The sequence below is a fragment of the Pseudomonas carassii genome, from assembly GCF_036324045.1.
In the GTDB taxonomy this organism is placed as follows: Bacteria; Pseudomonadota; Gammaproteobacteria; order Pseudomonadales; family Pseudomonadaceae; genus Aquipseudomonas; species Aquipseudomonas peradeniyensis.
Window position 1 is genome coordinate 155,249 of sequence record NZ_JAZDCT010000007.1, and the last position, 24,492, is coordinate 179,740.

Sequence of the window (24,492 nt, forward strand, 5' to 3'; positions counted from 1 at the left end):
AGGTTGCACATGCCATCAGCCGATCCTGTCTACGACTATGTGGTCGTGGGTGCCGGTCCCGCCGGTTGCCTGCTGGCCAACCGCTTGTCCGCCGACCCTTCGTGCCGCGTATTGCTGCTCGAGGCGGGTGGCCGCGACAACTATCCCTGGATTCACATCCCCGTCGGTTACCTCTACTGCATCGGCAATCCACGCACCGACTGGTGCCTGAAGACCGAGGCCCAGCCCGGCCTGAACGGTCGCAGCCTGGGTTATCCACGGGGCAAGGTGCTGGGCGGCTGCTCGTCGATCAACGGCATGATCTACATGCGTGGCCAGGCCGCCGACTATGACCGCTGGGCCGAGCAAGGCAACGACGGCTGGGCGTGGAAGGATGTGCTGCCCTTGTTCAAGGCCAGCGAGAACCACTTCGCCGGTGCCAGTGACAGCCACGGCGCCGGGGGGGAGTGGCGGGTCGAGCAGCAGCGCTACAGCTGGCCGATCCTCGATGCCTTCCGCGATGCCGCCGAGCAGAGTGGCATCGCCAAGGTCGACGACTTCAACACGGGCGACAACGCCGGCTGTGGATACTTTCAGGTCAATCAGCGCAGCGGCGTGCGCTGGAACTCGGCCAAGGCGTTTCTCAGGCCCATCCTCAAGCGCGCCAACCTGACAGTGTTGACGGGCGTACAGGTCGACCAGGTGCTGCTCGACAACACCCGCGCCCGGGCGGTGAAGGCCTTGTGGCAAGGCGCCTGGCACGCGTTCGCCGCTCGCCGCGAGATCATCCTGTGCGCGGGCTCCGTGGGCTCGCCCGGCATTCTGCAACGCTCCGGCATCGGCCCACGCAAGCTGCTCGAAGGCTTGGGTATCGGGGTTCGCCATGAGATGCCCGGGGTCGGCGGCAACCTGCAGGATCACCTGCAACTGCGCCTGATCTACCAAGTCCGCAACACCCGCACCCTCAACCAGATGGCCAACAGCCTGTGGGGCAAGCTGGGCATGGGCCTGCGCTACGCCTACGACCGCAGTGGCCCGTTGGCCATGGCGCCGAGCCAGCTGGGCGCCTTCGCCCGTTCAGGCCCCGAGCAGGCAAGCGCCAACCTGCAGTACCACGTGCAGCCGTTGTCGCTGGACCGTTTCGGCGAACCGCTGCATCGCTTCCCGGCCTTCACTGCCTCGGTGTGCAACCTGCGCCCGGCGAGCCGTGGACGGATCGACATCCGCTCGGCGGACATGAATGCCGCGCCGGTGATCGACCCCAACTACCTGAGCGACCCCGAGGACCTGCGCGTCGCCGCCGAGGCCATCCGCCTCACCCGGCGCATCGTCCAGGCCCCTGCCCTGGCGGCCTTCGATCCTCGCGAGTATTTGCCAGGCCCCGCCTTGCAGAGCGAGGACGACCTGCACCAGGCCGCCGGCCAGATCGGCACCACCATCTTCCACCCGGTGGGCACCTGCCGTATGGGAAGCGGCGCGCTGGACGTCGTGGATAGCCAGCTGCGCGTTCATGGCATCCCAGGCCTGCGCGTGGCCGACGCCTCGATCATGCCGCAGATCGTCTCCGGCAATACCTGTTCACCCACGTTGATGATTGCCGAAAAAGCGGCACAACTGATCCTCAAGGGAGCCAATACCCAGACCAACCTCAGCGACGCCAGCGCGATACCGACGCCCTGACCCGGGTGTTTGCAACAGCGGTGGCTTGTGATCGCAAGTCGCCGGCAGTGGAACAACAAGAATAATCACTGTGGCCCGCGGGCCGAGGACAGCAACGATGTCGGATTACATCCAGGAACAGGGGGCGGCGGCGAGCAGCCCAAGCCGTCGTGAAGAGCGCAAGATCATTTTCGCGTCATCCCTCGGGACGGTATTCGAGTGGTATGACTTTTTTCTCTATGGCGCGCTGGCCGCGGTCATCAGCAAGCAGTTCTTCGCTGGCGTCAACGACACCACCGCCTTTATCTTCGCCCTGATGGCCTTTGCCGCTGGCTTCCTGGTGCGCCCGTTCGGCGCGCTGGTGTTCGGCCGGCTGGGCGACATGATCGGGCGCAAGTACACCTTCCTGGTGACCATCGTGCTGATGGGCCTGTCGACCTTCGCCGTGGGCCTGTTGCCCACCTACGCCAGCATCGGCATCGCCGCGCCGATCATCCTGGTGGTGCTGCGCATGCTCCAGGGCTTGGCGCTGGGCGGTGAATACGGCGGCGCGGCCACCTATGTCGCCGAACACGCGCCACCCGGCAAGCGCGGTTTCCATACCGGCTTCATCCAGTCCACTGCCACCCTCGGCCTGCTGCTGTCGTTGCTCGTGGTCCTGGCCAGCCGCTACATCAGTGGCGACCAGTTCGAAACCTGGGGCTGGCGCCTGCCGTTCCTGCTGTCGATCGTGCTGCTGGCGATTTCCACCTGGATCCGCATGAGCATGCACGAGTCGCCGGCCTTCGTGAAAATGAAGGCCCAGGGCAAGGTCAGCAAGTCGCCGATCCGCGAGTCGTTCACCTCGTGGCACAACCTCAAGGTGGTGCTCACCGCGTTGTTCAGCATCAATGCCGGGCAGGCGGTGACCTTCTACACCGCGCAGTTCTACGTGCTGTTCTTCATGACCCAGATGCTCAAGATGGATCCGGCCCAGGCCAACACCCTGCTGATCATCAGCGTGGTGATCGGTGCGCCGTTCTTCGTGTTCTTCGGCTGGCTGTCGGACCGGGTCGGGCGCAAGCCGATCCTGATGCTCGGGCTGTTGCTGGCGACTGTGTTGTACTTCCCGCTGTTCAAGGCCCTGAGCCATTACGCCAATCCGCAGATCGACGCTGCCAGTCGCCAGGCACCGATCGTCGTCACCGCCGATCCCAAGGGCTGCACCTTCCAGTTCGATCCGGTGGGCAAGGCACGCTTCGACAGCCCGTGCGACAAGGTCAAGACGTTCCTGGTCAAGCAGGGCCTGCCTTACAGTTCGGTGAATGTCGCTGGCAGCGAGGTGATCGTCAGCATCGGCGACAAGACCATCAATGGCTTCGACGAGACGGCCATGCGCAGTGCCATCGATAGCGCCGGCTACCCGGCCAAGGCGGATCCCGCGCATGTGAACCAGGTGATGGTGGTGGTGCTGATCGTTGCCATGATCCTGATCGCCACCATGACCTACGGGCCGCTGGCGGCGGTGATGGTCGAGCTGTTCCCGACGCGCATCCGCTACACCTCGATGTCCCTGCCCTACCACATCGGCAACGGTTGGTTCGGCGGCTTCCTGCCGACGGTGTCGTTCGCGTTGGTGGTGTATACCGGGGATATCTTCTATGGGCTTTGGTACCCGGTGCTGATCACCGGGGTGAGCCTGGTGGTGGGGATCTTCTGCCTGAAAGAGACTCGGGATGTGGATATCGACAAGGTGTGAGGCACTGGGGCCGCTCTGCGGCCCTTTCTACAGGTATCGCGTCAACTAGCTAGAAGGGAAACCCATGCACAAAAAAACCGGCGTAAAAGCCGGTTTTTTTATCGCGGGAAAAAACTTATGCACGATTTTCGAAAAAACGTCATACATGGAAATAAATAGCTAATTCAATCACTTAGCTATGTTTAAAGACGCTTAATCCAAAAATTGCTAACAAGTTATCCACAGATCGTCAGGCAGGCTGCTGCTCGGGTTTTTCCGCCGCTGGCGGCAGTGAACCCATGGCGCGTTGGGCCGCCTCGTTCCATGCCTGGGCACGGTCGTTGAGCTCGGCGATAGCACGCGGGCCTGTCCCCTCCGGGTACATCGGCTCGCCAATCACCACCTCGATGGTGCCCGGGCGCTTGCCCCAGCCTTCACGCGGCCAGAACTTGCCGGCGTTGTGGGCGATCGGCAGTACCGGCAGGCCGGCATTCACCGCCAGCGCGGTGCCGCCGCGGGAAAACTTGCCCATCTGCCCATGCGGCACGCGGGTGCCTTCAGGGAAGATCAACACCCAGGTGCCCTGCTTGAGCAGCTCGTCGCCCTGGCTGGCAACCTGGCGCAGGGCCTCCTTGGGGTTCTTCCGGTCGATGGCAATCGGTCGCAGCATGGCCATGGCCCAGCCGAAGAACGGCACGTACAGCAGTTCGCGCTTGAGCACCTGGCTCAGCGGCGAGAAGTACGCCGACAGGAAGAACGTCTCCCAGGTGCTCTGGTGGTTTGACAGGATCACGCAAGGTACGTCAGGCACGTTCTCGGCGCCGGTGACCTTGTAGTCGATCCGCAGGATCGTCCTCACCAGGAACAACGCACAGCGGCACCAATACACGTTGATGAACTTGTAGCGCTTGGGGAACGGCAGGAAAGGCGCGACGAAGAAGCTCAGCGAGCACCACAGCAGCGAACTGGTGCCCAACAGCAGGTAAAAAAGAAAGATTCTGATCGCCTGCAGGATCGACATAGTGGCATGTACCGTTGCGGGGCGTGCCCGCCTAATGAAAAGTGCGCCGTTCCTGGCGCACTCATTTAAATAAGTTCTCTGGCGATGGCTGCCAGATCGTCGAAAATCAGTGTAGTTTGCGGGACGCCTTTTTCCAGGGTCCTTTCGCCCTTGCCGGTTTTTACCAACACGGGTTGTGCATCGACGGCCAGGGCCGCCTCCAGGTCACCTTTGCTGTCACCGACGAACCATACGCCGGCCAGCGGCACCTGGTAGTGCTCGGCAATGGTCCGCAGCATGCCGGGCTTGGGCTTGCGGCAGTCGCAGCCCTCGTCCGGGCCGTGCGGACAATGCACGATCAGGCCGACCTCGCCGCCCTGCTCGGCCACCAGCGCGCGCAGGCGTGCATGCATGGCCTCGAGGGTTTCCAGCGGGTAGTAGCCGCGGGCAATGCCGGACTGGTTGGTGGCAACCGCCACCGTCCAGCCCGCCTTGCTCAACTGCGCGATGGCCTCGATCGAGCCGGGAATGGGGATCCACTCCTCCAGCGACTTGATGTAGGCGTCGGAGTCGTGGTTGATCACTCCGTCTCGATCAAGAATCAGCAGTTTCAACGACTCACCCCAGCAGCGAGATATCGGCCACGCCCAGGAACAGACCGCGCAGGCGGCTGAGCAGGGCATAACGGTTGGCGCGTACCTTGGCGTCCTCGGCGTTGACCATCACCGCCTCGAAGAAGGCGTCGACCGGGTCACGCAGGGCGGCCAGGCGGGCCAGGGCCTCGCTGTACTGACGCGCGGCCGCCATCGGCTGCACGGCCTGGTCGGCCTGCTGGATGGCCGAGTACAGGGAGAACTCGTTGGCGTTGTCGAAGTACTTCGGTTCGACCTGGTCGGCGATGGCGCCTTCGGCCTTGCCCAGCAGGTTCGACACGCGCTTGTTCGCCGCGGCCAGGGCTTCGGCTTCCGGTAGCTTGCGGAAGGCCTGCACGGCCTGTACGCGTTGGTCGAAGTCCAGCGCCGAGCCCGGCTTCAGGGCACGCACCGACAGGTAGGTGGAGACGTCGATGCCTTCGTCCTCGTAGCGCGCGCGCAGGCGGTCGAAAACGAACTCCAGCACCTGCTCGGACAGGCCGGCGGCCTTGACCTTGGCACCGAACTGCTTGACCGCGAACTCGACCGCGACGGCCAGGTCCAGGTCCAGCTGCTTCTCGATCAGGATGCGCAGCACGCCCAGGGCGGCACGACGCAGGGCGTACGGGTCCTTGCTGCCGGTGGGCAGCATGCCGATGCCGAAGATGCCGACCAGAGTGTCGAGCTTGTCGGCGATAGCCACGGCGGCACCGGTGAGGGTCTGCGGCAGCTCGGCGCCGGCGCCGCGCGGCATGTACTGCTCGTTCAGCGCCAGGGCGACGTCTTGCGGCTCGCCATCGTTGAGGGCGTAGTAGTAGCCGGCGATGCCCTGCATTTCAGGGAATTCGCCGACCATTTCCGAAGCCAGGTCGCACTTGGACAGCAGGCCGGCACGGCCAGCGTTGGCGGCGCTGCCACCGATGTACGGGGCAATGAAGGCGGCCAGCTTGGAAACGCGCTCGGCCTTGTCGAACACGGTGCCCAGCTGAGCCTGGAACACCACGTTCTTCAGGCGCTCGTTGAAGCTTTCCAGCGGCTGCTTCTTGTCCTGCTTGAAGAAGAACTCGGCGTCGGTCAGGCGCGGGCGCACGACCTTCTCGTTACCTTCGACGATCTGCTTCGGATCGCGGCTCTCGACGTTGGCCACGGTGATGAAGCGCGGCAGCAGCTTGCCTTCGCTGTCCAGCAGGCAGAAGTACTTCTGGTTGTCCTGCATGGTGGTGATCAGGGCTTCCTGTGGCACCTCGAGGAAACGCTCCTCGAACGAGCACACCAGCGGCACCGGCCACTCGACCAGGGCGGTCACTTCGTCCAGCAGCGCCGGCGGCACGATGGCAGTGCCTTCCTGCTGCATGGCAAGCTCGGCGGTACGCTTGCTGATCAGCTCGCGACGCTCGGCGAAGTCGGCCAGCACGTGGGCCTTGCGCAGGTCCTCGACGTAGTTGGCCGGGGTGGTGATGAGTACGTTTTCCGGGTGGTGGAAGCGGTGGCCACGGGATTCACGGCCGGCCTTCTGGGCCAGGATGGTGCAGTCGACCACCTGATCGCCCAGCAGCATCACCAGCCACTGGGTCGGGCGCACGAACTCTTCACGGCTGGCGCCCCAGTGCATGCGCTTGGGGATCGGCAGGTCGTTGAGCGAATCCTCGACGATGGTCGGCAGCAGGCTGGCGGTGGCCTTGCCCGGAATGTGCTGGGAGAAGCGCAGCTTGGGGCCGCTCTGGTCGATGTCCGACAGCTCCACGCCGCACTTCTTGGCGAAGCCCAGGGCGGCCTGGGTCGGCTGGCCTTCGGCATTGAACGCGGCCTGCACGGGCGGGCCGTCGATGTTGATGCTGCGGTCCGGCTGCTGCACGTCCAGCTGGCGGATCAGCACGGCCAGGCGGCGTGGCGCGGCGTAGACCTGCTTGCCGGTGTAGTTCAGGCCGGCGGCCTGCAGGCCTTTCTCGATGCCGGCGAGGAACGCGTCGCCCAAGCTGGCGAGGGCCTTCGGTGGCAGCTCTTCGGTGCCCAGTTCAACCAGGAAATCTTGAGCACTCATTGTGCAGCCTCCAGCTTAGCCAACACTTCGTCACGCAGTTCAGGAGAGGCCATCGGGAAGCCCAGGCGTGCGCGGGCTTGCAGATAGCTTTGCGCCACGTCCCGGGCCAGGGTACGTACGCGCAGGATGTAGCGCTGGCGCTCGGTCACCGAGATGGCGCGGCGGGCGTCCAGCAGGTTGAAGGTGTGCGAGGCCTTCAGGACCATTTCGTAGGTCGGCAACGGCAGGTCCAGCTTGATCAGGCGGTTCGCTTCGCTTTCGTAGAAGTCGAACAGTTCGAACAGCTTCTCGACGTTGGCGTGCTCGAAGTTGTAGGTCGACTGTTCCACTTCGTTCTGGTGGAACACGTCGCCGTAGGTGACCTTGCCGAACGGGCCGTCGGCCCATACCAGGTCGTAGACCGAGTCCACGCCCTGCAGGTACATGGCCAGGCGCTCCAGGCCGTAGGTGATCTCACCGGTGACCGGGTAGCACTCGATGCCGCCGACCTGCTGGAAGTAGGTGAACTGGGTCACCTCCATGCCGTTCAGCCAGATTTCCCAACCCAGGCCCCAGGCGCCGAGGGTCGGCGATTCCCAGTTGTCTTCGACGAAGCGGATGTCGTGAACCAGCGGATCCAGGCCGATGGCTTTCAGCGAGCCGAGGTACAGCTCCTGGAAGTTGGCCGGGTTCGGCTTGAGTACCACCTGGAACTGGTAGTAGTGCTGCAGGCGGTTGGGGTTTTCGCCATACCGCCCGTCGGCAGGGCGACGGCTGGGCTGCACGTAGGCGGCGTTCCAGGTCTCCGGGCCGACGGCGCGCAGGAAGGTAGCGGTGTGGAAAGTGCCGGCGCCTACTTCCATATCGTAGGGCTGAAGCACCACACAACCTTGCTCGGCCCAGTAGTTCTGCAGGGCGAGGATCAGGTCTTGGAAGGTACGCACGGCTGGCGTAGGCTGGCTCACGAAATTCACCTGTATCTGGGGATGCGGATGTAAAGAGCGGGAGTATACCCGATTCGCCTCGCCCTCTACGTTATTGGAGCCTTATGCCACGCTGCTTTTGGTGTTCCGACGATCCGTTGTATCAGGCCTATCACGACCACGAGTGGGGAACGCCGCAGCGCGATCCGGCGTTGCTCTTCGAGATGCTTTTGCTCGAAGGGTTCCAGGCGGGGTTGTCGTGGATCACGGTATTGAAGAAACGCGAGCGCTATCGCCAGGTGCTGGAGGGCTTCGACCCGGTGAAACTGGCGCGCCTGAGCGACGAGCGCATCGAGGAGCTGATGCTGGATGCTGGCATCATCCGCAACCGCCTCAAGCTCAAGGCCGTGCGCCGCAACGCCCTGGCCTGGCTGGCTGTGGATAACCCGGCGCAGTGGCTGTGGTCGTTCGTCGGCGGTGAGCCGAAGATCAACCATTTCCAGGGGCGCGGCGATGTGCCGGCGGTCACCGACGAGGCCAAGGCCATGAGCAAGGCCCTGCAGAAGGCCGGTTTCACCTTTGTCGGACCGACCATCTGCTACGCCTTCATGCAGGCCACCGGCATGGTCATGGACCACACCACCGACTGCGATCGCTACGCCGCGCTGGTGCGCTGACGGGGTACAATGCGCGCCTTGCTGAAATAAGGAATTCGCCTGTGGAAAAGTTCAAGGGCGCCCTGATGGTCGGGGTGTTGCGCCTGTTTGCCAAGCTGCCCTGGGGCGCTGTGCAGCGCGTCGGCGCCGGTATCGGCTGGCTGATGTGGAAAATCCCCAATGGCTCGCGCAATGTGGTGCGCATCAACCTGGCCAAGTGTTTCCCGGAGATGGACCCGGTCGAGCGCGAGCAGCTGGTTGGCCGTGCGTTGAAGGACATCGGCAAGTCGTTCGTCGAGAGCGCCTGCGCCTGGATCTGGCCGCCGCAGCGCTCGCTGGAGCTGGTCAAGGAAGTGCACGGCCTGGAAGTGCTGGAGCAGGCCCTGGCCTCGGGCAAGGGCGTGGTGGGTATCACCAGCCACCTGGGCAACTGGGAAGTGCTCAACCACTTCTACTGCAACCAGTGCAAACCGATCATCTTCTACCGCCCGCCGAAGCTGAAGGCGGTGGATGACTTGTTGCGTGAGCAGCGTGTGCAGATGGGCAACCGCGTGGCGCCTTCGACCAAGGAAGGCATTCTCAGCGTGATCAAGGAAGTGCGTCGGGGTGGGCAGGTGGGGATTCCGGCCGATCCGGAGCCGGCCGAGTCGGCGGGTGTGTTCGTGCCGTTCCTCGGGACCCAGGCGCTGACCAGCAAGTTCGTGCCGAACATGCTGGCCGGCGGCAAGGCGGTCGGGGTGTTCCTGCATGCCCTGCGGCTGCCGGATGGCTCGGGCTTCAAGGTGTTCCTGGAGGCGGCGCCGGAAGAGATGTACAGCGAGGATGTGACGGTAGCGGCGGCGGCCATGAGCAAGGTGGTCGAGCGTTATGTGCGCGAGTATCCGAGCCAGTACATGTGGAGCATGAAGCGCTTCAAGAAGCGCCCGGCGGGTGAGGCGCGCTGGTATTGAGATTGTTGGGGGCGCTTTGCGCCCCTTTCGCGGCACAAGGCCGCTCCTACACAGGCGACCGCGATCCTCTGTAGGAGCGGCCTTGTGCCGCGAAAGGGCTGCAAAGCAGCCCCAGCTATTTCAGACCTTATTCAGTTTTTTGAGAAAAACCGTCATCTCTTTTTCGGCCTGCTTGTCACCATGGGCCTGCGCCGCAACGATCCCCTCTTCCCAGGCCGTGCGCGCGCCGTCCAGATCCCCGCTCAACTGATACGCCTTCCCCAGCAGCTTCCACGCCGCCGAGTACTTCGGATCCTGCTTCACACAAGCCGCCAGGTGCACCGCCGCTTCAACCCCATTGCCCTCGTCCAGCCAGGCCTTGCCCAGCCCGAACCGCAGCAACGGGTTATCCACACCCTTGGCCAGCATCTTCTCCAGCGATTCGCGCATGCCCTTCCCTCCTAGAAGAAACTCAGGCCCACGTGGAACAGCTTCTCCACGTCCCGAATATGCTTTTTATCCACAACGAACAGGATCACATGGTCGCCCGATTCGATCACCGTGTCGTCGTGGGCGATCAGTACCTCCTCGTCGCGGATGATCGCGCCGATGGTGGTGCCCGGCGGCAGCGAGATGTCCTCGATGGCCTTGCCCACTACCTTGCTCGACTTTGAATCGCCATGGGCCACCGCCTCGATGGCCTCGGCCGCGCCTCGGCGCAGCGAGTGCACGCTGACGATATCGCCGCGGCGCACGTGGGCCAGCAAGGTGCCGATGGTGGCCAGCTGCGGGCTGATGGCGATGTCGATCTCGCCGCCCTGGACCAGGTCGACGTAGGCCGGGTTGTTGATGATGGTCATCACCTTGCGCGAGCCCAGGCGCTTGGCCAGCAGCGACGACATGATGTTGGCTTCGTCGTCGTTGGTCAGGGCCAGGAAGATGTCGGCGTCGGCGATGTTCTCTTCGAGCATCAGGTCGCGGTCGGAGGCGCTGCCCTGCAGCACCACGGTGCTCTCGAGGGTGTCGGAGAGGTAGCGGCAGCGCGCCGGGTTCATCTCGATGATCTTTACCTGGTAGCGGCTCTCGATGGCCTCGGCCAGGCGTTCGCCGATCTGCCCGCCGCCGGCGATGACCACGCGCTTGTTGGTCTCGTCGATGCGCCGCAGCTCGCCCATCACCGCGCGGATGTCCTTCTTCGCGGCGATGAAGAACACCTCGTCGTCGGCCTCGATCACCGTGTCGCCCTGGGGCGTGATCGGCCGGTCGCGGCGGAAGATCGCCGCCACGCGGGTGTCGACGTTGGGCATGTGGGCGCGGATCTGGCGCAGTTGCTGGCCCACCAGCGGGCCGCCGTAGTAAGCCCTGACCGCCACCAGCTGGGCCTTGCCCTCGGCGAAGTCGATCACCTGCAGCGAGCCCGGGTGCTCGATCAGGCGCTTGATGTAGTTGGTCACCACCTGTTCGGGGCTGATCAGCACGTCCACCGGGATGTGGTCGTTGTCGAACAGCTCTTCGCGGGTCAGGTAGGCCGACTCGCGCACCCGGGCGATCTTGGTCGGGGTGTGGAACAGCGAATAGGCTACCTGGCAGGCGACCATGTTGGTTTCGTCGCTGTTGGTCACCGCCACCAGCATGTCGGCGTCGTCAGCGCCGGCCTGGCGTAGCACCGTCGGCAGCGAGGCGCGGCCCTGCACGGTGCGGATGTCCAGGCGATCGCCCAGATCGCGCAGGCGCTCGCTGTCGGTGTCGACCACGGTGATGTCGTTGGCTTCGCTGGCCAGGTGCTCTGCCAGCGTACCGCCTACCTGGCCTGCGCCGAGGATGATGATCTTCATCCGCTACTCCCTACCCTTTTTGTTCTTTACCCGCGCGAGGCGGCAATCTTGATCAGCTTGGCATAGTAGAAACCGTCGTGGCCGCCTTCCTGGGCCAGCAACTGGCGGCCATGGGGCTGGCGCAGGCCGGCCTCGGTGGCCAGGTCCAGCTCGCGGGCGCCGGGGGTGCGGGCGAGGAAGGCGTCGATCACTTCGGTGTTCTCGGTCGGCAGGCTCGAGCAGGTGGCGTAGAGCAGCATGCCGCCCACTTCCAGGGTCGGCCACAGGGCGTCTAGCAGCTCGCCTTGCAGCGCGGCCAGGGCCGGGATGTCCTCGGCCTGGCGGGTCAGCTTGATGTCGGGGTGGCGGCGGATCACGCCGGTGGCCGAGCAGGGCGCATCGAGCAGGATGCGCTGGAACGGCTTGCCGTCCCACCAGCTGGCGGTGTCGCGGGCGTCGCAGGCGATCAGCTCGGCATCGAGCTTGAGGCGGTCGAGGTTCTCGCGCACGCGGGCCAGGCGCTTGGCTTCCAGGTCGATGGCGACCATGTGGGCCAGGCCTGGCTCGGCTTCCAGCAGGTGGCAGGTCTTGCCGCCCGGGGCGCAGCAGGCGTCGAGCACGCGCTGGCCGGGGGCCAGTTCGAGCAGGTCGGCGGACAGCTGCGCGGCTTCGTCCTGCACGCTCACCCAGCCGTCGGCGAAGCCCGGCAGGCCACGCACGTCGCAGGCCTCGGCCAGGACGATGCCGTCACGGCTGTACTGGCAGGCGCTGGCCTGGATGCCGGCCTCGGCCAGCAGCGCCAGGTAGGCATCGCGGCTGTGATGGCGGCGGTTGATCCGCAGGATCATCGGCGGGTGGGCGTTGTTGGCGGCGCAGATGGCTTCCCATTGTTCCGGCCAGAAGGCTTTCAGCGACTTCTGCAGCCAGCGCGGGTGGGCGGTACGCACCACCGGGTCGCGCTCCATGCCGGCGAGCAGCTCCTCGCCTTCACGCTGGGCGCGGCGCAACACGGCATTGAGCAGGCCCTTGGCCCACGGCTTCTTGAGCTTGTCGGCGCAACCCACGGTCTCGCCGATGGCGGCGTGGGCCGGGATGCGCGTGTAGAACAACTGGTACAGGCCGACCAGCAGCAGCGCCTGCACATCGGCGTCGGCGGCCTTGAACGGCTTCTGCAGCAGTTGCGCGGCCAGCAGGTCCAGGCGCGGTTGCCAGCGGGCGGTGCCGAAGGCCAGGTCCTGGGTCAGGCCGCGGTCGCGCTCCTCGACCTTGTCCAGTTGCGCCGGCAGCGAGCTGTTCAGCGAGGCCTTGCCACTAAGCACGGCGGCAAGGGCACGGGCGGCGGCCAGGCGTGGGTTCATTGGCCGAGCACCTTGCCACTGGCGAACTTCTCGCGGCGGCTGTTGAACAGGTCGCTGAAGGCCAGGGCCTTGCCGCCGGGCAGTTGCAGGCGGGTCAGGCTCAGGGCGCCATCACCGCAGGCGACGACCAGGCCGTCCTTGCTGGCGGAGAGGATTTCACCGGGGGCGCCCTTGCCTGTGGACAAGTTGGCGGCCAGCACCTTCACGCTTTCGCCGTCGAGGGTGCTGTGGCACACCGGCCAGGGGTTGAAGGCACGGATCAGGCGCTCCAGCTCGACGGCCGGGCGGCTCCAGTCGATGCGGGCTTCGTCCTTGTTCAGCTTGTGGGCGTAGGTGGCCAGGGCATCGTCCTGCACTTCACCTTGCAGCGAACCTTCTGCCAAGCCGGCGATTGCCTGGACTACAGCTGGCGGGCCCATTTCCGCGAGGCGGTCATGCAGGGTGCCACCGGTGTCCTCGGCGCTGATCGGGGTGACCACCTTGAGCAGCATTGGGCCGGTATCCAGGCCGGCTTCCATGCGCATCACGGTCACACCGCTCTCGGCGTCGCCGGCTTCCACTGCGCGCTGGATCGGTGCCGCTCCGCGCCAGCGTGGTAGCAGGGAGGCGTGGCTGTTGATGCAGCCCAGGCGCGGGATATCCAGCACTACCTGCGGCAGGATAAGGCCGTAGGCGACCACCACCATCAGGTCCGGCTTGAGTGCGGCGAGTTCGGCTTGCGCCTCGGCGTTGCGCAGGGTCTGCGGCTGGTACACCGGGATGTCATGGGCCACTGCCAGTGCCTTTACTGCGCTCGGCATGAGCTTCTGGCCACGGCCAGCAGGGCGGTCGGGCTGGGTGTAGACGGCCACGATCTCGTACGGGCTGTCGAGCAGGGCCTTGAGGTGTTCGGCGGCAAACTCTGGAGTGCCTGCGAAGACGATGCGCATGGAGTTCTCGCTTCTTCAAAAAGAAAAAGGCTTGCCGGAGCAAGCCTTCTGGAAGGTGGGGATCAGGCTTGCTGGCGGTGCTGCTTTTCCAGCTTCTTCTTGATCCGGTCGCGTTTGAGCTGGGACAGGTAGTCGACGAACAGCTTGCCGTTGAGGTGATCGAACTCGTGCTGCACGCACACGGCCAGCAGGCCTTCGCATTCCAGTTCGTAGGGCTTGCCGTCGCGGTCCTGGGCCTTGACCCGCACGCGCAGCGGGCGATCGACGTTCTCGTAGAAGCCGGGCACCGACAGGCAGCCTTCCTGGTACTGGCCCATGTCGTGGGTCAGCTCCTCGACCGTGGGGTTGATGAAGACGCGCGGTTCGCTGCGGTCTTCGCTCAGGTCCATTACCACGACCTGCTTGTGCACGTTGACCTGGGTGGCGGCCAGGCCGATGCCGGGCGCCTCGTACATGGTCTCGAACATGTCGTCGATCAGCTGGCTCAAGGCGTCGTCGAACTCCGTCACCGGTTTGGCGATGGTGCGCAGGCGCGGATCGGGGAATTCGAGAATGTTCAAAATGGCCATGGCGGTCAGGCAGTCACTGTGCGGTCGGTTGAAAACTGAGCACACATAATAAAGGGAAATGGGGCGTTCGGCACCTGTGAAGCTTGGCTAGGGTCTCTATGGGCTTGATAGCTGCCATTTCATGGACAGCTTTTCAAAGTGTTACTCACAAAGTTATCCACAGGTTGTGCCACGTATCTGGCCCCCTGTCGATCAAGGACGATCCACCATGAACCCATCCCGTTCGTCGCCTTGTCCGCCTGCGGAACTGGAGGCGCGGCTGCGTCTTCATAGCCTTCCGGATATTGGCTTGCGTCGTTTCCATACCCTCATCGAAGCGTTCGGCAGTGCCTCGTCGGCACTAAGCGCGCCGGCCAGTGCCTGGCAGGCGTTGGGGCTGAAGGCTGCCAGTACAGACGCCCGGCGCAGCCCGCAAGTGCGCGATGGCGCATTGGCTGCAATGCGCTGGCTAGAGCGTCCGGGCCAGTATTTACTGATGTGGGACGGGCCTGGCTACCCGGCGTTGCTGGCCGAGATAGACGATCCGCCGCCGCTGTTGTTCGTCGCGGGCGACCCCGATTTACTCGAACAACCGCAACTGGCGATCGTGGGTAGCAGGCGTGCTTCACCGCCGGCGCTGGATACCGCAGGCGCGTTTTCCCGATGCCTTTCCCAGGCTGGTTTCACCATCACCAGCGGGCTGGCGCTGGGCGTCGACGGTGCCGCTCATCGGGCCGCTTTGAAGGCCGGCGGGCACACCATCGGGGTGCTCGGCACGGGGTTGCAAAAACTTTATCCACAGCGCCACCGTGACCTGGCACGGGCAATGCTCGACAGTGGCAGCGCGCTGGTTTCCGAGTACCCGCTGGATGCCGGGCCGCTGGCCGGCAACTTCCCGCGTCGCAACCGGATCATCAGCGGCTTGTCGCTGGGTGTGCTGGTGGTCGAGGCCAGCCTGGCCAGTGGTTCGTTGATCACCGCACGGCTTGCCGCCGAGCAGGGGCGGGAGGTGTACGCGATTCCTGGGTCCATTCATCACCCCGGCGCCAAGGGCTGTCACCAGCTGATCCGCGATGGCGCCCTGCTGGTGGAAAGCGTGGAACAGATCCTCGACAGCCTGCGCGGTTGGCAGAACCTGCCGCCTGCGGTTGTGGATAAGCCCGCTCATCCATTGATCGCCCTGCTCCACGCCGCACCCCAGACTACCGAGGGCCTGGCCAGCAGCAGCGGCCTGCCACTGGCCCAGGTACTGGCCAGCCTTACCGAGCTGGAGCTCGAAGGCCGGGTGAGCAATGAAGCCGGGCGTTGGTTTGCCCGTGCCGGCTAAGTACACTGCGCGCACGGCGTTTATGCGGAGAGACGGAAAATGGTGAGCAGTTGGCGTGTGCAACAAGCCGCGCGCGAGGTGAAGGCGGGTGCGGTGATCGCCTATCCGACGGAAGCGGTCTGGGGCCTGGGCTGCGACCCGTGGAACGAGGACGCGGTGTATCGCCTGCTGGCGCTCAAGTCGCGGCCTGTGGATAAAGGGCTGATCCTGGTCGCCGACAATATCCGCCAGTTCGACTTTCTGTTCGAGGATTTCCCCCAGGACTGGATCGACCGCATGAGCGCCACCTGGCCTGGGCCCAACACTTGGCTGGTGCCGCACCAGGGCCTGCTGCCCGAGTGGGTGACCGGGCAGCATGACACCGTGGCGCTGCGGGTCAGCGATCATCCACAGGTGCGTGAGTTGTGCGCGCTGGTCGGGCCGTTGATCTCCACCTCCTGCAACCCGGCCGGGCGGCCGGCGGCCAAGAGCCGGTTGCGGGTGGAGCAGTATTTCCACAACGAGCTGGACATGGTGCTGGGTGGGGCGCTGGGTGGGCGGAAGAACCCGAGCCTGATTCGCGACCTGGCGACTGGCGAGGTTGTGCGCCCGGGCTGATACCGCTGGCGAGGGCTTTGCCCTCGTTTCGCGACACAAGGCCGCTCCCACAGGTACAGCGCAGCTCTCAGGCTTGGCGCTGTACCTGTGGGAGCGGCCTTGTGTCGCGAGAGGGCCGCAAAGCGGCCCCAGGGCCGAGCTCTATTCCATCGTGCCTAAGGGCGATAGAAACAAGCCCAAAAATAATGGCCGCTTAAGCGGCCAAAGGGTAAGGATGCACTCGCCCGGATAACTTGAAACTCAACCGGCGCACCAGCACAACCTCCGGGAAAAGCTACGCCTCAGAGCCGGCATGGTCAAGCGAGACCCTTTCTCTCGCGTGTCGCTCCCACGGGGATTCTAAGCACCCTCAGGACTTTCTGATTTTTCCTCCCAAGGCTGCCCATCTCACATTCAGAGAATTATCCTACGCAGTCTGTCGACTGCCATTACCTTCTCAGTGGGAACTCCTGTCTCTAGGCTCCAGACCATCGCCGAATAACTTGGCGATCGGGTGTGGTAACCCGAGCAGGGAGAGATCTTGGCAGTCAATGGCGGCTGCATGCGGGAGGCTTTTTGCCTGCCGGGTTTTGAGATCTCTCCCGGTTTACCACCCCGTGTGCAGCTGCCACCCATTCGTGTGGTAACGGATGCGTGTCGGCCCTGAAGCGAGATCTCATGATGAAAAAAATCGTTCCGGACCCACCTCTACCTTCGACTTCTACCCACCCCTTCGGCCGCTGCGACGCCGGCCACCCACCGCTCTTCACCGTAAATCCCAACATCGAAGCCCATGATGCCCTGGTACACGTAGCGCTCTACCTGCGCTGCGCCTACGACACCGGCATCAAGGCCCTCGACCACCTGCGCGACGAGGGGCGTGGCATGTATTGGTCCAGCCTGCATTCGCTGGAAATGGCGGAGGGGTTGGTGGAGGCGATGCTCGATGGCATCGAGTCGGCGCCTGTAGCCCAAGGCACTGCTGACTAGTTGGCGCTATCGCGGGCAATGTTTTGAATTTGCGTTCGACTTGGGCTCGCTGGGGCCGCTGCGCGCCCCTTTCGCGACACAAGGCCGCTCCTACAGGTGACCGCGATCCTCTGTAGGAGCGGCCTTGTGTCGCGAAAGGGCTGCGCAGCAGCCCCAGAGCCTCAAGGCAGAAGCACAGTCGAGCCAACGGTCCGTCGCGCCGACAACGCCGCCTGTGCCTTGGCCGCCTCGTTCAACGGATACCGCTGCTGGATATCCACAACCAGCTTGCCGCTGGCGATCATCGCGAACAGATCATCGGCCATGGCCTGGGTGTTCTCGGCATTGTTGGCGTAGCTCCCCAGCGTCGGCCGGGTGACATACAACGACCCCTTCTGCGACAGGATCCCCAAGTTGACCCCGGTTACCGCGCCGGAGGCATTGCCGAAGCTCACCATCAACCCTCGCGGCCTCAGGCAATCCAGCGAGGTCAGCCAGGTATCCGCCCCCACGCCGTCATACACCACCGCGCACTTCTGACCGTCTGTCAGCTCCAGCACACGCTTGGCCACGTCTTCATGGCTGTAGTCGATGGTCGCCCAGGCCCCGAGCGCCTTGGCCCGTTCGGCTTTCTCAGCAGAGCTGACGGTGCCGATCAGCTTCGCGCCCAGCGCCTTGGCCCACTGGCACGCCAGCGACCCCACACCGCCAGCGGCGGCATGGAACAGCACGAAGTCCCCCGGCTGCACGGCGTAGGTCTGCTTGAGCAAATATTGCGTGGTCAGCCCCTTGAGCATCACCGCCGCCGCCTGTTCGAAGCTGATCGCCTCCGGCAGCTTCACCAGGTTGGCCTCCGGCAGCGTATGCACCTCGCTGTAGGCCCCCAGCGGCCCACCGGCATAGGCCACGCGGTCGCCGACCTTGATCCGGCTGACACCCTCGCCCACCGCCTCGACCACGCCGGCCGCTTCGGTGCCCAGCCCGGAAGGCAGCGCGGGCGGCGCATACAGCCCGCTGCGGAAATAGGTGTCGATGAAGTTCAAACCGATCGCATGGTTGCGTACCCGCACCTGCTGCGGGCCGGGCGGTGCCGGGTCGAACTCCACCAGTTGCAGGACTTCCGGGCCGCCATGCTGGCTGAACTGGATACGCTTGGCCATCACACACTCCTGTCGTCGAGGGTCGCAAAGGCCTTCTATCGGACGCCTTTGCTTGACCGCCGTCAACTGCGACGCGGCGTCGGCCGGTGGTATGCTACGCGGCGAATTTTCCCGCTCCTTCCAGGTGACCCGATGACCAGCCGCACCGAGGCCGTAAAAGCCTACCTGCTCGACCTGCAAGACCGCATCTGCTCTGCCCTCGAAACCGAAGACGGCGGCGCCCGCTTCGTCGAGGATGCCTGGGTGCGCGATGCCGGCGGCGGCGGTCGCACACGGGTGATCGGCGAGGGCAAGGTGATCGAGAAAGGTGGGGTGAACTTCTCCCACGTGTTCGGCGCCGGCCTGCCGCCGTCGGCCAGTGCCCACCGGCCGGAGCTGGCGGGTCGTGGTTTCGAGGCCCTGGGCGTGTCGCTGGTGATCCACCCGCATAATCCGCATGTGCCGACTTCCCATGCCAACGTGCGCTTTTTCATCGCCGAGAAGGAAGGTGAAGAGGCGGTATGGTGGTTCGGCGGCGGCTTCGACCTGACCCCGTACTACGGCAACGAGGAAGACTGCGTGCACTGGCACCGCGTCGCCGAGCAGGCCTGCGCGCCATTCGGCGCCGACGTCTACCCGCGCTACAAGGCCTGGTGCGACCGCTACTTCCACCTGAAGCACCGTGGCGAGCCACGCGGCATTGGCGGCCTGTTCTTCGACGACCTGAACGAGTGGGACTTCGACACCTGCTTCGCCTTCATGCGCGCCATCGGCGATGCCTACGTCGATGCCTATCTGCCGATCATCCAACGCCGCAAAGACACGCCGTACACTGCCAAGCAGCGTGAATTCCAGGAATACCGCCGTGGCCGCTACGTTGAGTTCAACCTGGTCTACGACCGTGGCACGCTGTTCGGTTTGCAGTCGGGCGGTCGCACCGAGTCGATCCTGATGTCGCTGCCGCCGCAGGTGCGTTGGGGCTACGATTGGAAAGCCGAGCCGGGCAGCGAAGAAGCGCGCCTGACCGACTACTTCCTGCAGGACCGCGACTGGCTCGCCCAGTAAGCCTGTGGATAACCGAGGAGCTCCCATGGACCAGTACGTCGTATTCGGCAACCCCATCGGCCACAGCAAGTCGCCGCTGATCCACCGCCTGTTCGCCGACCAGACCGGCCAGGACCTGGAGTACGCCACCCTGCTGGCGCCACTGGACGAGTTCAGCGACTGCGCCACAGGCTTCTTCAAGCAAGGCAGCGGCGCCAACGTTACCGTGCCGTTCAAGGAAGAGGCCTATCGCCTGTGCGACAGCCTCACCCCGCGTGCGCAACGTGCTGGCGCGGTGAACACCCTGACCAAGCTGGCTGACGGCACCCTGCAGGGAGACAACACCGACGGCGCCGGGCTGGTGCGGGACCTGACGGTGAACGCCGGGGTGGTCTTGGCTGGCAAGCGCATCCTTATCCTTGGCGCCGGCGGTGCGGTTCGCGGTGTGCTGGAGCCGATCCTGGCACACAAGCCACAGTCGCTGGTGATCGCCAACCGCACCGTCGAGAAAGCCGAGCAGCTGGCGCGGGAGTTCGATGAACTTGGGCCGGTGGTGGCTAGCGGTTTCAGTTGGTTGCAGGAGCCGGTGGACGTGATCATCAACGCCACTTCGGCGAGCCTGTCCGGCGAGCTGCCGCCGATTGCCGACAGCCTGGTCGAGGCGGGGCGCACTGTCTGCTACGACATGATGTATGGCAAGGAGCCGACGCCGTTCTGCCAGTGGGCGAGCAAGCTGGGGGCGGCCAAGGTGCTCGATGGTTTGGGGATGTTGGCCGAGCAGGCGGCCGAGGCGTTCTTCATCTGGCGAGGGGTGCGGCCGGAGACTGGGCCGGTGCTGGATGAGCTGCGCCGGCAGTTGGCACGCGGCTAATTTTGAGATTTTGGGGCCGCTTTGCGGCCCTTTCGCGACACAAGGCCGCTCCTACAAGGGGCCGCGATTTCCTGTAGGAGCGGCCTTGTGTCGCGAAAGGGCTGCGCAGCAGCCCCCAGGATCTGAAACTCATTCCTGGAATTTGACCGGACATCCTTCAACCCCCTCCAACTTCTGTAGTTCCTCGATGACCTGCGGCCTTGCCCGCTGCAACGTCAGGCTCCCGCCATTACGCATCAGTCGTCGCGCCTCGCGGTGCAACATATCCACACCCGAATAGTCGATGAAGTTCACCTGTCGCGCATCGATCACCACATGTGGCCCCTGGCAGCGCTGCAAGCGCACCTGCAGGTAATGCGCCGCGCCGAAGAAGATCGAACCGCCCACCCGCAACACGTCCGCCCCCCCTTCCCGGCTCTGCTGCACTCGCGGCCTCGAGGTGCGCTTGAGGTAGAAGAACAGCGATGCCAGCACCCCGGCGTAGATCGCCGTCTGCAGCTCGAGCAGCAGGGTCGCGGCGGCGGTCAGCGCCATTACCAGGAACTCCGAGCGGCTGACCCGGAACAGCGCGCGGATGCCACGATGGTCCACCAGTCCCCAGCAGATCAGCAGGATGCTGCCTGCCATTGCCGGGATCGGCAGATGAGCGATCAGCCCGGCCCCCGCCACCGCGAACAGCGCCACCCACAGCGCCGAGAACACCCCGGCCAGCGGCGAGCGGGCGCCTGCGTCGTAGCTGAGCCCGGAGCGGGTAAAGGAGCCGGAGGACAGGTAGCCGGAGAAGAACGCCCCGACGATGTTCGACAGGCCCTGGGCGCGGATCTCCTGGTTGGCGTCGATCAGTTGCTCGGAACGTGCGGACAGGGAGCGTGCGATGGACAGGCTGGTGACCAGCCCGAGCATGCCGACAGCCACGGCACTGGGCAGCAGGCGCAGGATCAGTTCCACATCGAGTAACGGCAGTGGGCTGAGCGGTGGCAACTGACCGACGAAAGCGGGCACGCGTGGCACATGGCTGAACACGCCGGGCAACAGCCAGGCCGCCAGGCTGACCAGCAGCAGACTTATCAACAGGCTCGGCCAGCGTGGACGCCACAGCTTCAATACCACGCCAATTGCCAGGGTGCTCAGTCCCAGAACCAGCGATGGCATGTCCACCTCGCCAACATGGTCAGTCAGTTCCTGCATGGTCTTCAGAGCCGTGGCCTGGCTTGGCAAGTCCAGGCCCAGCAGGTTGGGCAGTTGCCCCAGCGCGATGACGACGGCGGCACCGAGGGTGAAGCCCAGCACCACCGAATGGGAGACGAAGTTGACCAGCGCGCCAAAGCGCAGCAGCCCCAGCAAGAGTTGGAAGATGCCGCCGAGAAAGGTCAGCAGCAGCACCAGGGTCACGTAGTCGGCGCTGCCGGTGACGGCCAGTGGGCTGATGCTGGCATAGAGGACGATGGAAATGGCAGCGGTGGGGCCGCAGATCAGGTGCCAGGACGAGCCCCACAGGCAGGCCACCAGCACCGGCACGATGGCGGCGTACAGTCCGTATTCGGCGGGCAGGCCGGCGATCAGGGCGTAGGCGATCGATTGCGGCAGGGCGAGGATGGCGCCGCTCAGGCCCACCAGCAGGTCCTGGCGCAGACTGCGGCCCGATTGGCGGGGGAGCCAGGTGAGGAAGGGTAGCAGGTGGTGGAGACGAGGCATGCGTCATTCCTGTTCAGTATCGCAGGCGAGGGCGTTGCCCTCGTTTCGCGACACAAGGCCGCTCCTACAGAAAAGCGCGAACTCCTGTAGGAGCGGCCTTGCCGAGGCGTCGGACCGGCCGGAAAAGGCCGCAAAGCGGCCCCAGCAGCCTAACAGACAAAAATCAGAGTTTGGCTTTGACCGTTTCTGCTGCATCCCCGCCAGCTTTGGTGGTCACCCCTGCAAGCCAGGCATCCAGGACCTGTGGATGAGCCTTCACCCACCCCCTGGCCGCCTCATCAAAGCTCACCTTCTTATCCACAACCTCGGCCATGATGCTGTTCTCCATGTCCAGCGTGAACGTCAGGTTGCTCAACAGCTTCGCCGCATTCGGGCACGCCTGTGGATATCCCTTGCGGGTCAGCGTGTACACATCACCTTTGCTGCCAAACCATTTTTCGCCACCCGTGAGGTAATGCATCTTCAACTTCACGTTCATCGGGTGCGGGGTCCAGCCCAGGAAGGTGATGAACTGCTGCTTCTTCACCGCCCGATCCACCTGGGCCAGCATCGCCTGTTCGCTGGACTCGACCAGCTTCCACTGCCCAAGCGCGAAGTCGTTCTTGTCGATGATCTCCTTCAGCGACAGGTTGGCCGGCGCGCCGGAGCCGATGCCATAGAGCTTCTTGTCGAATTTGTCGGCGTGCTTGTGCAGGTCGGCGAAGTCCTTCACGCCGGCCTCCCACACATAATCGGGCACCGCCAGGGTGAATTCGGTGCCCTCCAGGTTGCGCGCCAGCTGCTGCACGTCGCCATTGGCGATGAACTTGTCATGGAAGCCTTGCTGCGCCGGCATCCAGTTGCCGAGGAAGGCATCCACCCGGCCATCCTTCAGGCCGCCATAGATGATCGGCACGGCCAGGCTGTCGATCTTCACCTGGTAGCCCAGGCTTTCCAGGAGCAGGCGGGCGACGGCGTTGGTGCTGGCGATATCGCTCCAGCCAGGGTCGGCCAGTTTCACGGTGCTGCATTGTGCGTCGCCGTCGGCGGCGTGGGCCGTGCCCAGGCTCAGGGCCAGGGCGAGCACGGCGGTGGAGAACTTCTGCATGGCGGCCTCTCTTCTCAATCCAGGGGTGCGGGCTGTGGATAACGTGCCTTGCGCTCGAGGTCGTCGAGATCGATGTGGTTGCGCATGTACTGTTGGCTGGCGTCCACCAGGGGTTGGTGGTCCCAGCTTTTCAGCGTGCCGATGGCCAGCGCTTCGGCCACCAGGCGGCGGCGGCGCTGGCTGGCCAGCACCTGCTGGCGCAGGCTGGGGATATCCCAGCGCTGCTTCGCTTCATCGACAAATGCCTGCAGCAGCGCCTGGTGGTCCGGGCTGCCGGTGAGGTTCTCCCGCTCGTGCGGGTCGCGGCTCAGGTCGTAGAGTAAACAGGGGTCGTCCTCGCTGTACACGAACTTGTACGCGCCGCGGCGGATCATCATCAGCGGGCCGACGGTACCTTCGGCCATGTATTCACCGATCACCTCGTCATGGCCACCCTGCCCTTGCAGGTGACCGAGCAGCGAGCGGCCGTCCAGGTGCAGGTCTTTATCCACAGCGCCGCCGGCCAGTTCGACAAGCGTCGGCAGCAGGTCGCAGGTGGAAATACTGGCGCTGATGCGCGCAGGTTTGAAGTGCCTGGGCGCGTGGATCAGCAGCGGTACCCGCGCCGACATCTCGAACCAGTGCATCTTGTACCAGAGCCCCCGCTCGCCAAGCATGTCGCCGTGGTCGCCGGAGAAGACGATCAGGGTGTCGTCGGCCAGGCCGCAGTCATCCAGAGTCTGCAGAAGCTGGCCGATGTTGTCGTCGATGTAGCTGCAGGCGCCGAAGTAGGCGCGGCGGGCATCGCGGATCTTGTCCACGGGTAGCGGCTTGTCCCACAGGTCGTAGACCTTGAGCAGACGTTGCGAGTGCGGGTCTTGCTGGCTCTGGGCGATCATGTCGCGGGGCTGCGGGATATCCACCGCCTCGTAGAGATCCCAGTAGCGTTTGGGGATGGTGTACGGGTCATGCGGGTGGGTCATCGACACGGTCAGGCAGAAAGGTCGGCCATCGTCTTCGCGCACATGGTCGTAGAGGTACTGGCGTGCCTTGAACACCACCTCTTCATCGAAATCCAGCTGGTTGGTGCGCACGCACGGCCCGGCCTGCAGCACCGAGGACATGTTGTGGTACCAGCTCGGGCGCTGGTCAGGCGCGTCCCAGTTCACCGCCCAGCCGTAGTCGGCCGGGTAGATGTCGCTGGTCAGGCGTTCTTCGTAGCCGTGCAGCTGGTCCGGGCCGCAGAAGTGCATCTTGCCCGACAGCGCGGTGCGGTAGCCGAGGCGGCGCAGGTAGTGGGCGTAAGTCGGAATGTCGGCGGGGAAGTCGGCGGCGTTGTCGTAGGCGCCGATGCGGCTGGGCAACTGGCCGCTGACCAGGGTGAAGCGCGAGGGGGCGCACAGCGGGCTGTTGCAGTAGGCGGAGTCGAACACCACGGCCTGCTCGGCGAGGCGCGCCAGGTTGGGCATCTTGATCGGCGACGGGCTGTAGATCGGCAACAGCGGCGCGGCCATTTGGTCGGCCATGATGAACAGGATGTTGGGTTGCTTCATGGTGCCCTTCCATCGTCGAGAGTTATGGTGAACGCTTGCAATCCAGCATGGTGCTGTGGATAACGTGGGTAAAGCCCACGCCGGGCAA

The 24,492-nt window shown here is 64.5% G+C and carries 22 protein-coding genes; 9 read left to right on the forward strand and 13 right to left on the reverse strand.

The features are described 5' to 3' along the window. Window positions 1–9 precede the first annotated feature (9 nt). Complete coding sequence (locus tag V0R62_RS07835) at window positions 10–1,659, forward strand: GMC family oxidoreductase (RefSeq protein ID WP_330103330.1); 1,650 nt, start codon at window positions 10–12, stop codon at window positions 1,657–1,659. Between the two features lie 97 nt (window positions 1,660–1,756). Then, entirely contained in the window at window positions 1,757–3,376 is a 1,620-nt protein-coding gene (locus tag V0R62_RS07840) for an MFS transporter (RefSeq protein WP_330103331.1), read from the forward strand. Window positions 3,377–3,605: 229 nt separating this feature from the next. On the opposite strand, the gene V0R62_RS07845 is transcribed toward V0R62_RS07840, so the two are convergent. The 4 genes from V0R62_RS07845 to glyQ all read right to left on the reverse strand — a co-directional run bounded on the left by V0R62_RS07845 (window position 3,606) and on the right by glyQ (window position 7,972). After that, the gene (locus V0R62_RS07845; protein ID WP_028690041.1) at window positions 3,606–4,376 is read right to left on the reverse strand and encodes a lysophospholipid acyltransferase family protein; all 771 of its coding nucleotides are present in this window, start codon (window positions 4,374–4,376) and stop codon (window positions 3,606–3,608) included. 65 nt (window positions 4,377–4,441) lie between these two features. Next, window positions 4,442–4,969 carry a D-glycero-beta-D-manno-heptose 1,7-bisphosphate 7-phosphatase gene (gene gmhB, locus V0R62_RS07850; RefSeq protein ID WP_062572332.1) on the reverse strand — a complete coding sequence of 176 codons (528 nt, stop codon included), beginning with the start codon at window positions 4,967–4,969 and terminating at the stop codon, window positions 4,442–4,444. Window positions 4,970–4,973: 4 nt separating this feature from the next. Then, on the reverse strand, window positions 4,974–7,028 hold the full coding sequence (glyS, locus tag V0R62_RS07855; RefSeq protein ID WP_186712236.1) for a glycine--tRNA ligase subunit beta: 2,055 nt from the start codon (window positions 7,026–7,028) through the stop codon (window positions 4,974–4,976). Next, window positions 7,025–7,972 (reverse strand): glycine--tRNA ligase subunit alpha, encoded by a 948-nt coding sequence (gene glyQ, locus V0R62_RS07860; protein ID WP_011531473.1) that lies wholly within the window; start codon window positions 7,970–7,972, stop codon window positions 7,025–7,027. Before glyQ ends, glyS begins: the two co-directional genes overlap by 4 nt. An 83-nt stretch (window positions 7,973–8,055) precedes the next feature. Here glyQ and V0R62_RS07865 point away from each other — a divergent pair, with 83 nt between their 5' ends. Beyond that, window positions 8,056–8,607 carry a DNA-3-methyladenine glycosylase I gene (locus V0R62_RS07865; RefSeq protein WP_330103332.1) on the forward strand — a complete coding sequence of 184 codons (552 nt, stop codon included), beginning with the start codon at window positions 8,056–8,058 and terminating at the stop codon, window positions 8,605–8,607. A 41-nt stretch (window positions 8,608–8,648) separates the two neighbouring features. After that, window positions 8,649–9,536, forward strand: coding sequence for a lysophospholipid acyltransferase (locus V0R62_RS07870; RefSeq protein ID WP_330103333.1), 888 nt, complete (start codon window positions 8,649–8,651; stop codon window positions 9,534–9,536). A 120-nt stretch (window positions 9,537–9,656) separates the two neighbouring features. Here V0R62_RS07870 and V0R62_RS07875 read toward each other — a convergent pair whose 3' ends face one another. From V0R62_RS07875 to def, 5 genes are all read right to left on the reverse strand, one after another. Continuing rightward, window positions 9,657–9,965: a tetratricopeptide repeat protein gene (locus V0R62_RS07875; protein WP_330103334.1), complete on the reverse strand. Its 309-nt coding sequence runs from the start codon at window positions 9,963–9,965 to the stop codon at window positions 9,657–9,659. A gap of 11 nt (window positions 9,966–9,976) precedes the next feature. After that, window positions 9,977–11,350, reverse strand: a complete 1,374-nt coding sequence (gene trkA, locus V0R62_RS07880) for a Trk system potassium transporter TrkA (protein ID WP_050707620.1) — start codon at window positions 11,348–11,350, stop codon at window positions 9,977–9,979. 26 nt (window positions 11,351–11,376) lie between these two features. After that, the gene (rsmB, locus tag V0R62_RS07885; protein WP_186712231.1) at window positions 11,377–12,687 is read right to left on the reverse strand and encodes a 16S rRNA (cytosine(967)-C(5))-methyltransferase RsmB; all 1,311 of its coding nucleotides are present in this window, start codon (window positions 12,685–12,687) and stop codon (window positions 11,377–11,379) included. After that, a complete protein-coding gene (gene fmt / locus V0R62_RS07890; protein WP_330103335.1) occupies window positions 12,684–13,616 on the reverse strand; it encodes a methionyl-tRNA formyltransferase in 933 nt (310 codons plus the stop codon). The genes rsmB and fmt overlap by 4 nt, the downstream gene beginning before the upstream one ends. Window positions 13,617–13,678: 62 nt before the next feature. Further along, on the reverse strand, window positions 13,679–14,185 hold the full coding sequence (gene def, locus V0R62_RS07895; RefSeq protein WP_028690050.1) for a peptide deformylase: 507 nt from the start codon (window positions 14,183–14,185) through the stop codon (window positions 13,679–13,681). A gap of 208 nt (window positions 14,186–14,393) precedes the next feature. On the opposite strand from def, the gene dprA reads away from it, so the two are divergent. The 3 genes from dprA to V0R62_RS07910 all read left to right on the forward strand — a co-directional run bounded on the left by dprA (window position 14,394) and on the right by V0R62_RS07910 (window position 17,057). Further along, on the forward strand, window positions 14,394–15,491 hold the full coding sequence (gene dprA / locus V0R62_RS07900) for a DNA-processing protein DprA (protein ID WP_330103336.1): 1,098 nt from the start codon (window positions 14,394–14,396) through the stop codon (window positions 15,489–15,491). A 39-nt stretch (window positions 15,492–15,530) separates the two neighbouring features. Further along, window positions 15,531–16,088, forward strand: a complete 558-nt coding sequence (locus V0R62_RS07905; protein ID WP_028690052.1) for an L-threonylcarbamoyladenylate synthase — start codon at window positions 15,531–15,533, stop codon at window positions 16,086–16,088. A 657-nt stretch (window positions 16,089–16,745) separates the two neighbouring features. Further along, complete coding sequence (locus V0R62_RS07910) at window positions 16,746–17,057, forward strand: hypothetical protein (protein ID WP_330103337.1); 312 nt, start codon at window positions 16,746–16,748, stop codon at window positions 17,055–17,057. Window positions 17,058–17,218: 161 nt separating this feature from the next. Here V0R62_RS07910 and V0R62_RS07915 read toward each other — a convergent pair whose 3' ends face one another. Further along, window positions 17,219–18,196, reverse strand: a complete 978-nt coding sequence (locus tag V0R62_RS07915; protein ID WP_330103338.1) for an NADPH:quinone reductase — start codon at window positions 18,194–18,196, stop codon at window positions 17,219–17,221. 132 nt (window positions 18,197–18,328) lie between these two features. Between V0R62_RS07915 and hemF the strand changes: the two genes are divergently transcribed. Both hemF and aroE read left to right on the forward strand, forming a co-directional pair. After that, window positions 18,329–19,240, forward strand: coding sequence for an oxygen-dependent coproporphyrinogen oxidase (gene hemF / locus V0R62_RS07920; RefSeq protein ID WP_011531485.1), 912 nt, complete (start codon window positions 18,329–18,331; stop codon window positions 19,238–19,240). 25 nt (window positions 19,241–19,265) lie between these two features. After that, window positions 19,266–20,090 (forward strand): shikimate dehydrogenase, encoded by an 825-nt coding sequence (gene aroE, locus V0R62_RS07925; protein WP_330103339.1) that lies wholly within the window; start codon window positions 19,266–19,268, stop codon window positions 20,088–20,090. 129 nt (window positions 20,091–20,219) lie between these two features. Here the strand turns inward: aroE and V0R62_RS07930 are convergent, their stop codons facing one another. The 3 genes from V0R62_RS07930 to betC form a co-directional block, all read right to left on the reverse strand. Then, window positions 20,220–21,785: a SulP family inorganic anion transporter gene (locus V0R62_RS07930; RefSeq protein ID WP_330103340.1), complete on the reverse strand. Its 1,566-nt coding sequence runs from the start codon at window positions 21,783–21,785 to the stop codon at window positions 20,220–20,222. 163 nt (window positions 21,786–21,948) lie between these two features. Further along, complete coding sequence (gene choX / locus V0R62_RS07935) at window positions 21,949–22,872, reverse strand: choline ABC transporter substrate-binding protein (protein WP_330103341.1); 924 nt, start codon at window positions 22,870–22,872, stop codon at window positions 21,949–21,951. A 14-nt stretch (window positions 22,873–22,886) separates the two neighbouring features. Next, on the reverse strand, window positions 22,887–24,404 hold the full coding sequence (betC, locus tag V0R62_RS07940; protein ID WP_330103342.1) for a choline-sulfatase: 1,518 nt from the start codon (window positions 24,402–24,404) through the stop codon (window positions 22,887–22,889). Window positions 24,405–24,492 lie beyond the last annotated feature (88 nt).

Bases quoted from the DNA above. Each gene is read 5' to 3' on its own strand.
- rsmB (WP_186712231.1), bottom strand. From the start codon at position 12,687: ATGAACCCACGCCTGGCCGCCGCCCGTGCCCTTGCCGCCGTGCTTAGT.
- hemF (WP_011531485.1), top strand. From the start codon at position 18,329: ATGACCAGCCGCACCGAGGCCGTAAAAGCCTACCTGCTCGACCTGCAA.
- choX (WP_330103341.1), bottom strand. From the start codon at position 22,872: ATGCAGAAGTTCTCCACCGCCGTGCTCGCCCTGGCCCTGAGCCTGGGC.
- V0R62_RS07845 (WP_028690041.1), bottom strand. From the start codon at position 4,376: ATGTCGATCCTGCAGGCGATCAGAATCTTTCTTTTTTACCTGCTGTTG.
- V0R62_RS07875 (WP_330103334.1), bottom strand. From the start codon at position 9,965: ATGCGCGAATCGCTGGAGAAGATGCTGGCCAAGGGTGTGGATAACCCG.
- V0R62_RS07910 (WP_330103337.1), top strand. From the start codon at position 16,746: ATGATGAAAAAAATCGTTCCGGACCCACCTCTACCTTCGACTTCTACC.
- trkA (WP_050707620.1), bottom strand. From the start codon at position 11,350: ATGAAGATCATCATCCTCGGCGCAGGCCAGGTAGGCGGTACGCTGGCA.
- dprA (WP_330103336.1), top strand. From the start codon at position 14,394: ATGAACCCATCCCGTTCGTCGCCTTGTCCGCCTGCGGAACTGGAGGCG.
- fmt (WP_330103335.1), bottom strand. From the start codon at position 13,616: ATGCGCATCGTCTTCGCAGGCACTCCAGAGTTTGCCGCCGAACACCTC.
- V0R62_RS07835 (WP_330103330.1), top strand. From the start codon at position 10: ATGCCATCAGCCGATCCTGTCTACGACTATGTGGTCGTGGGTGCCGGT.
- V0R62_RS07905 (WP_028690052.1), top strand. From the start codon at position 15,531: ATGGTGAGCAGTTGGCGTGTGCAACAAGCCGCGCGCGAGGTGAAGGCG.
- V0R62_RS07930 (WP_330103340.1), bottom strand. From the start codon at position 21,785: ATGCCTCGTCTCCACCACCTGCTACCCTTCCTCACCTGGCTCCCCCGC.
- def (WP_028690050.1), bottom strand. From the start codon at position 14,185: ATGGCCATTTTGAACATTCTCGAATTCCCCGATCCGCGCCTGCGCACC.
- V0R62_RS07840 (WP_330103331.1), top strand. From the start codon at position 1,757: ATGTCGGATTACATCCAGGAACAGGGGGCGGCGGCGAGCAGCCCAAGC.
- V0R62_RS07865 (WP_330103332.1), top strand. From the start codon at position 8,056: ATGCCACGCTGCTTTTGGTGTTCCGACGATCCGTTGTATCAGGCCTAT.
- V0R62_RS07915 (WP_330103338.1), bottom strand. From the start codon at position 18,196: ATGGCCAAGCGTATCCAGTTCAGCCAGCATGGCGGCCCGGAAGTCCTG.
- aroE (WP_330103339.1), top strand. From the start codon at position 19,266: ATGGACCAGTACGTCGTATTCGGCAACCCCATCGGCCACAGCAAGTCG.
- betC (WP_330103342.1), bottom strand. From the start codon at position 24,404: ATGAAGCAACCCAACATCCTGTTCATCATGGCCGACCAAATGGCCGCG.
- glyS (WP_186712236.1), bottom strand. From the start codon at position 7,028: ATGAGTGCTCAAGATTTCCTGGTTGAACTGGGCACCGAAGAGCTGCCA.